6 protein-coding genes are annotated in these 6,486 nt (G+C 46.1%); 3 read left to right on the top strand and 3 right to left on the bottom strand.

The genetic code is table 11. From position 1 onward, the window contains the following. Together RMO27_RS09580 and RMO27_RS09575 are read left to right on the top strand one after the other, a co-directional pair. Positions 1-1,422, top strand: a 1,422-nt coding sequence (locus tag RMO27_RS09580) for a glutamine synthetase type III (protein ID WP_309731763.1), incomplete at its 5' end; no start/stop codon positions are given. 278 nt (positions 1,423-1,700) lie between these two features. Next, the gene (locus tag RMO27_RS09575; RefSeq protein ID WP_309731760.1) at positions 1,701-3,023 is read left to right on the top strand and encodes an EF-hand domain-containing protein; all 1,323 of its coding nucleotides are present in this window, start codon (positions 1,701-1,703) and stop codon (positions 3,021-3,023) included. Positions 3,024-3,119: 96 nt separating this feature from the next. Here the strand turns inward: RMO27_RS09575 and RMO27_RS09570 are convergent, their stop codons facing one another. Together RMO27_RS09570 and RMO27_RS09565 are read right to left on the bottom strand one after the other, a co-directional pair. After that, a complete protein-coding gene (locus RMO27_RS09570; RefSeq protein ID WP_309731758.1) occupies positions 3,120-3,968 on the bottom strand; it encodes a prephenate/arogenate dehydrogenase in 849 nt (282 codons plus the stop codon). A gap of 81 nt (positions 3,969-4,049) precedes the next feature. Next, positions 4,050-5,075: an alcohol dehydrogenase catalytic domain-containing protein gene (locus RMO27_RS09565; RefSeq protein ID WP_309731756.1), complete on the bottom strand. Its 1,026-nt coding sequence runs from the start codon at positions 5,073-5,075 to the stop codon at positions 4,050-4,052. Positions 5,076-5,416: 341 nt separating this feature from the next. Here RMO27_RS09565 and RMO27_RS09560 point away from each other — a divergent pair, with 341 nt between their 5' ends. Next, positions 5,417-5,815 carry a hypothetical protein gene (locus RMO27_RS09560; RefSeq protein WP_309731754.1) on the top strand — a complete coding sequence of 133 codons (399 nt, stop codon included), beginning with the start codon at positions 5,417-5,419 and terminating at the stop codon, positions 5,813-5,815. Positions 5,816-5,933: 118 nt separating this feature from the next. Here the strand turns inward: RMO27_RS09560 and RMO27_RS09555 are convergent. Next, on the bottom strand, positions 5,934-6,486 hold a 553-nt coding region (locus RMO27_RS09555; protein WP_309731750.1), incomplete at its 5' end, for an ATP-binding cassette domain-containing protein.

Raw genomic sequence — 6,486 nt, 5'->3', positions numbered from 1 at the left:
AAAGGTCAACAATTTGACGATCACTACTTTGGTGCCATCCCAGAGCGCGTGCAAGTCTACATGCAAGATGTCGAGGAAAAACTCTACCGCCTGGGTATTCCGGCCAAAACTCGTCACAACGAAGTCGCTCCCGGTCAGTTTGAAATCGCACCTTATCATGAGGCTGCCAACGTCGCCACCGATCACCAACAGTTGATCATGACGACTCTCAAGACAATGGCCAAGAAACATGGCTTTATGTGCTTGCTCCACGAAAAACCGTTTGCGGGGATTAATGGTTCTGGCAAACACGTCAACTGGTCGGTCGGGAATGCCACTCAAGGTAACTTACTCGATCCAGGTGACAATCCCCACTCCAATGTCCAGTTTTTGGTCTTCTGCGGAGCGATTATTCGTGGCATTCATACTTATGGGCCGCTGTTACGGGCGGTAATTGCTACAGCCAGTAACGACCACCGTTTGGGTGCTAACGAAGCTCCACCAGCGATTATCTCGATGTATCTGGGTTCGCAATTGCAAGATGTCTTCGACCAAATCAAGCAAGGCAATCTGACCGGATCGATATCGAAAGGGATGATGAATATCGGTGTCGATACGCTGCCGATGTTGCCCAAAGATGCTGGCGATCGCAACCGAACTTCACCTTTTGCCTTCACTGGCAACCGGTTTGAGTTCCGCGCGGTTGGTTCTGGCCAGTCGGTCGCGGGGCCACTGGTGGCCATGAACACGATCCTGGCTGATTCGCTGACCTGGATGGCCGACAAGCTCGAAGCTGAAGTAGCCAAGGGTGCCGAACTCAATACCGCAATTCAAACCGTGCTCAAAGAAGTCATCGACAATCATGGTGCGATCGTCTTCAATGGCAACGGTTACTCCGAAGAGTGGCACAAAATGGCCGTCGAAGAACGCGGTCTGCGGAACCTGCGCACAACTGCCGACGCACTACCAGTCCTAAATGAAGAGGCGATCGTCAACCTCTTCAGCAGCATGGGGATTCTCTCCCCGGTCGAACTAGCCAGCCGCTATGAAACCTATGCGGAACAATATATCAAGTCGATCGAAGTCGAAGCCAAACTAGTAATTAGCATTGCCAAAACACTGATCTATCCAGCCGCAACGCGGTACTTGACTGACTTGTCCACAACGATTGCCGGACTCAAAGAAATCGGTGTCGATTTCGATGCAGACAGTGCTCACACAGTCGCTGGCTTAACTAAATTAATGATGGAGTTGACCAGCAAATTAGAAGCATCATTACACAATGATGATTTTGACTCGATGGAAGCCCACATGCAGTATTTAGTCAAAACAGTGCGGCCATTGATGGATGATGTCCGTAAGTATGCCGATGGACTTGAAGGCGAAATCGCTGACGATCTATGGCCGTTGCCTACTTATCAAGAAATGTTGTTTATCAAATAATATTTGCACTGTAGCTAGCTGTAAAAATGCCACTACATATAAACAGAACACTTATTTATCAAAAAGACCGTTCGACTCGAACGGTCTTTTTTGCTAGTTAAAATGTATTGACAAACATTTTTTGCCCTCTATTGACAAACAAAGTAGAACCATTCAGCAACGCTCTTTTGAGATACTTAGTGTCCCACAGCCAGCAAAATCGGTTACTATATACGATCATATAGCACACGATTGACTACAGAATAATATCCTCGAAAAATATTACAGGGTAGAGAAAAATGAACAACAATATCAAAGTAGCATTGTTAATGCTACCGCTAATAATTTACATGGTGGCTAGCTACTATTTTTCAACTAATTTTAGTAGCGAAGTAGTTGTAACTAATCAAAAACTTGCCCTTTGTATAGCTTCCATATTGTGCAATTTTTACGTATTATATTATCACTATACTAACCCACCGCATCCGAAATTCTTAATGCTTCCTGCTCGAAAATTTTCGATTCGAGTGCATATTATTTCAGGAACGATCGAGTTAGGATGTGGTATTGTGGCTTTTTTTAGTAGCGATCCTGCTATCTGGGCGATCGGGATGGCATCAGCGGCAATTATTGGGCACATCACTTCGTCAAGTTATCAAACTCCAATTGTCTTTGGTGCGAAGGCAATTATGTTACCTTCATATATTTTTTGTATAGGGCTGCACTTGTATTGTGCCGTCCAGGTACTATTGAACCCCGAATCAATATTTTGGATAGTCAATACCTTTTTAGTTTTAAATATTTATGTTTGGTGTCGGGTATTTTATGTCTTGTTTTCAAGAATTGGGATATTTAAGGAATCGCTTTACTCTAGCTCGATCTTAGTGGCGCAACTACTGGTGGTTCCAGCAGTTTTGGGTGCTGCTGGCAATTTAATCTTAATTGTCTTTCTGTTGGGGTATGTATTACTTTATGATCTAATTATGCAACCTACCCCGGAAGAAAGAATTAGCTTCACTCGCGAGAGTGCTAGACAGACTTTAATCAATGAGCAAGCTAAAGAATTGTGGGTGACAAATTATGCCAGTCCGGTGACAGGGGCGACCGATCGTGGAATAGCACGCGAAGTTTTTAATCAGCTAGATACAGATAGTAATGGCTGGCTAGATAATCAAGAAGCTAAAGCTATTTTAAAACAATGGCAAGTACCCAATAGTTTTGCGGAATCTTTTATCTCGCAAAAAAGCCAAAATGAAAGATTTAGTTTTGAATTATTCTACGAAAATATTTGGCAAATACCTAGTATTAAACAGCGACTAACCGTAACTAATTTACAAGATGAGTATCTAAGCCAAGATCCTAAAAAAATCAGCGATCGAGAAAAAGCTCAAATGATATTCAGTCAATTAGATATAGATCACAGTGGCTTTTTAGAGTTCTTTGAGATTCAGACCCTACTATTAGAGTGGGGATTGCCCGATCTGGAGGCGCAGCAGTATCTCACGCAGTACGATGATAGTGGCGATAAAAAGTTTTCTTTTGAGGAATTTTTTGAATATATGCGCCCGATTTGGTTGTTTGCGTTTTCAAATATCCTTTATGCTCGAAAAGCATCTGCGTAGAAGAATAGTTATGGCGATCGACAAGGCTACTGTCTACAAGTCTTGCCGATTGCTGGATTGTGTGCGGTCAAACCCATGCCTAAATAGTATGTGCGGCTAGTCATTGCTATTGAGAAAATCAGGACGAGCGGCTTGATTAGTCGCTAATAAGTCCTCGATTTCCGACCATTGTTTTGATGCGATCGAGTCGATAATTCCATCTAGGCGATCGCGATAGCGATATAAGGATCGCAATACAGCCTCCCGATTGTATTGCGCCATCATCATCCCCATTTCGGGATTGCCAGCACCGACGCGACTGGTATCTCGAAAACCCGTACTGGCAAATTTTTTGGCTAAGTCGAGAATCTGCGGATCGGTTTCCGCCAAGCAAGCACCAGTTAAACTGGCACTGACCATCACAGGTAAATGAGAAATCCAGGCGACAGCTAGATCGTGGTGTTCTGGAGTAGTTTGATAGACAATTGCTTTGAGCGATCGCACTAGCTCATCAACTGTAGTGAGGGCTGAAGGTACCGTTGCTGGCGTGGGGGTCAATACATAGGGTCGATCGACAAATAGCCCCTTCTCAAAGGCAGCTATCCCACTCTCCGAGTTACCTGCCATTGGGTGTCCGCCTACAAAATTCAGCCAGAGCTTGGTAGCTGGCTCGACGATCGCCCCTTTGACAGAGCCAGCATCGGTGATAATTGTCTGGGGCTGAAGATGGGGAATTAATCGCTCGATCGTCGGGAGAATCGCCGCGATTGGGGTACAAATAAAGATGACTTCAGTAGCTTCAAGACTAGCTAAATCGCAACTGGCTCGATCGCAAATCCCCTTCTGCTCGGCAGTTTCGCACGTAGCTTGTTGACGACTGACACCAATTACTTCATGTCCTAGTTGGCGCAAATCCCAGCCCAGCGATGCGCCGATTAGTCCGATGCCAACGATCCCAATTTTCACAGTTAATTGTTATTCAACGATCTGTTCTATTGTGCCATGCGATCGGCTGGCGTAAGTTATTTGGCTGAGTTTAGATAGCGTCTAATTTGGCAACATCGCTACCTTAATCACCCGACGATCGCGCATATCCTCAAATGTTTGCGCCAGATCGGTGAGGGGACGTCGATCGCTAATTAATAATTCAAATGGGATCGATTTGCTGGCGAGTAATGCTAACGCCGCATGGACGTGCTGGGGCGTATTGTGAAACACCCCTTTGAGCGTGAGTTCGCTGTAATGCAACCGATCGGTATTGACACTAATCGTCGTATCCTTGGGGCACCCACCAAATAAATTAATCGTCGCCCCCGGACGACCGCAAGCGATCGCGGTTTCCCACACGCTCGGTACGCCGGTGGCTTCGATGATGATATCCGCACCCCAGCCCTGGGTTAATTCCTTCACGGTACTAGGAATATCGACTGTGTGGTAATTCCAGACTCGATCGGCTCCCAAGTGCTCGCCGACTGCCAATCGGGAATCGTTCCCGCCAAAGAGCCACACCGATTGGCATTGGCTGGCCATCACTGCCACAAACATCAACCCGATCGCGCCATCGCCAATCACTACCACTCTCGAATCAGGGGTAAAATTGCTGCGCGCGACACCATGCAATACACAGGCTAAGGGTTCGGTCATCGAGGCTAATCCCGGATCGAGATCGGCAGGGATTTTGAGGAGATTGTGCCGGACGATTGGGGCAGGAATATTTTGGTACTGAGCGAAGGTACCGTTATTCCAAGTCAGGTTGGGACAGAGGGAATACTCTTGCCGATCGCAAAAGAAGCACTTCAGACAGGGTGCCGAATTATTGGCAACTACTCGATCGCCAATTTGCCAATCGGTAACGCCGCGCCCGAGGGCGACAATTTTCCCCGCCGCTTCATGTCCGAATCTAGTCGGCAACGCCAGCATTTTGGCGTGTCCGCCGCGCCGCCATACTTTGAGATCTGTTCCGCAAGTAGTAGCCGCAACGACCTCGATTGTCACTTCTCCCTCAGCGGGTGAGGTCAAATCGATAGTCTCTAGGCGCAGATCTTCACGACCGTATAGGAGGGCTGCTAGCACAAAATTACCAGTGAAACGATATCGAAAGCAACTTCAGGATCGGGAATTATGCGATCGAAAATTCAGCCGATCAAGCGCGATTAGTCGTTACCACGATCGCACAATTTACTGATGCCTCAGTGCAGATCTGGTAATTATACCAGCCAAAGTGCTCGTCGATCTAATAATTGACTTTTCGGACTGGGAATAACAAGATATAATGTGTTGTCCTAGGTGCCGTTCGCTAGATCGACACAATCGTCGCATTTGTATGCATAGCTACCATTCGATCTGCGGGCAACTCAAATAAGCGAGACTAGGCAACCATCAACCAAAATTTACGATCGCTGGGTGACATTTTTATGAATGAAAAGAAAGTAGAAGATCCTAAATTAGTAATAGTTTACTTTGCCAGTGGTACCGTTCAATGGGTCAAGTCTGGTAGCACGAACCAGTGGTCTAGGGATGGCGGTAGAGTCAATAAGTTTTTTGAAAGTAGGGTGTACCACACAGCCGGTGGTGAAAAAATCAAAATCAAACAACATTTTAAGTTATTAAATACTGTATTTATGGATGTTAGTACTGGCACATTCTTAGATACAGTCCGCGAAGATTTGCTAGGACTAGTTCCCGATCCAAATGATGAAGTCCAGCACTGTAAATGGTGGGATGTGGATTGGGCTTGTCCGATCGTCTTTGAACCAAAAGCTGAACGGAAGCCAGTTAAACCCCCAATCGTCCGCAGCTCTCCGTCAAGTTGAGATCCGCAAGTCTCGATCCCAAATCGGATCGAACGATCGATTCGATCAATGACGATCGATATTAATTAGCAATCGCGGTCGGCTCTCGGTCGCGGATCGAGGCCATTACTAAGCTCGATTAAGCCGTGACAGTATCCAGGTAGCGATCGACAGTGTCCTTGCCACTCCCAATAAATTTAATGCGCCCGCGTTCGAGCCAAATTGCTTTGTCACAAGAAGCACTAATAAAATTGAGATCGTGGGATACAACTAATACCGTAGTATCACCATTGAGAAATTTGTCGATCCGATGCTGGCATTTATTTTTAAAGTTTTGGTCGCCAACGGAGAGGACTTCATCGAGAATCAAAATATCGGGCTGGACATCTGTCGCGATCGCAAAACCCAATCTCGCTACCATCCCAGAAGACAAGCCCTTGACTGGCACCAGGGCATAATCATTTAATTCCGCAAAATCTAAGATCGTGGGCGTGCGTTCCTCCATCTCCCGCCGCGAAAATCCTAGCAAAACGCCATACATAATAATATTACTTTGGACGGAAATATTGCCATCAAAGCCAGCACCTAGCTCGATCAGTGGTGCGATATTTCCGTTGACTCGGACTTTACCGACTGTTGGTTCGAGAATCCCCGAAATTAACTTCAACAAAGTTGATTTTCCAGCTCCATTC

The organism is Chamaesiphon sp. OTE_75_metabat_556, assembly GCF_031378165.1.
Lineage (GTDB): Bacteria > Cyanobacteriota > Cyanobacteriia > Cyanobacteriales > Chamaesiphonaceae > Chamaesiphon.
The sequence above is the reverse complement of the archived record's forward strand: the minus strand, read 5'-3'. Positions and strand labels throughout refer to the sequence as shown.

Bases quoted from the DNA above. Each gene is read 5' to 3' on its own strand.
- RMO27_RS09560 (WP_309731754.1), top strand. From the start codon at position 5,417: ATGAATGAAAAGAAAGTAGAAGATCCTAAATTAGTAATAGTTTACTTT.
- RMO27_RS09575 (WP_309731760.1), top strand. From the start codon at position 1,701: ATGAACAACAATATCAAAGTAGCATTGTTAATGCTACCGCTAATAATT.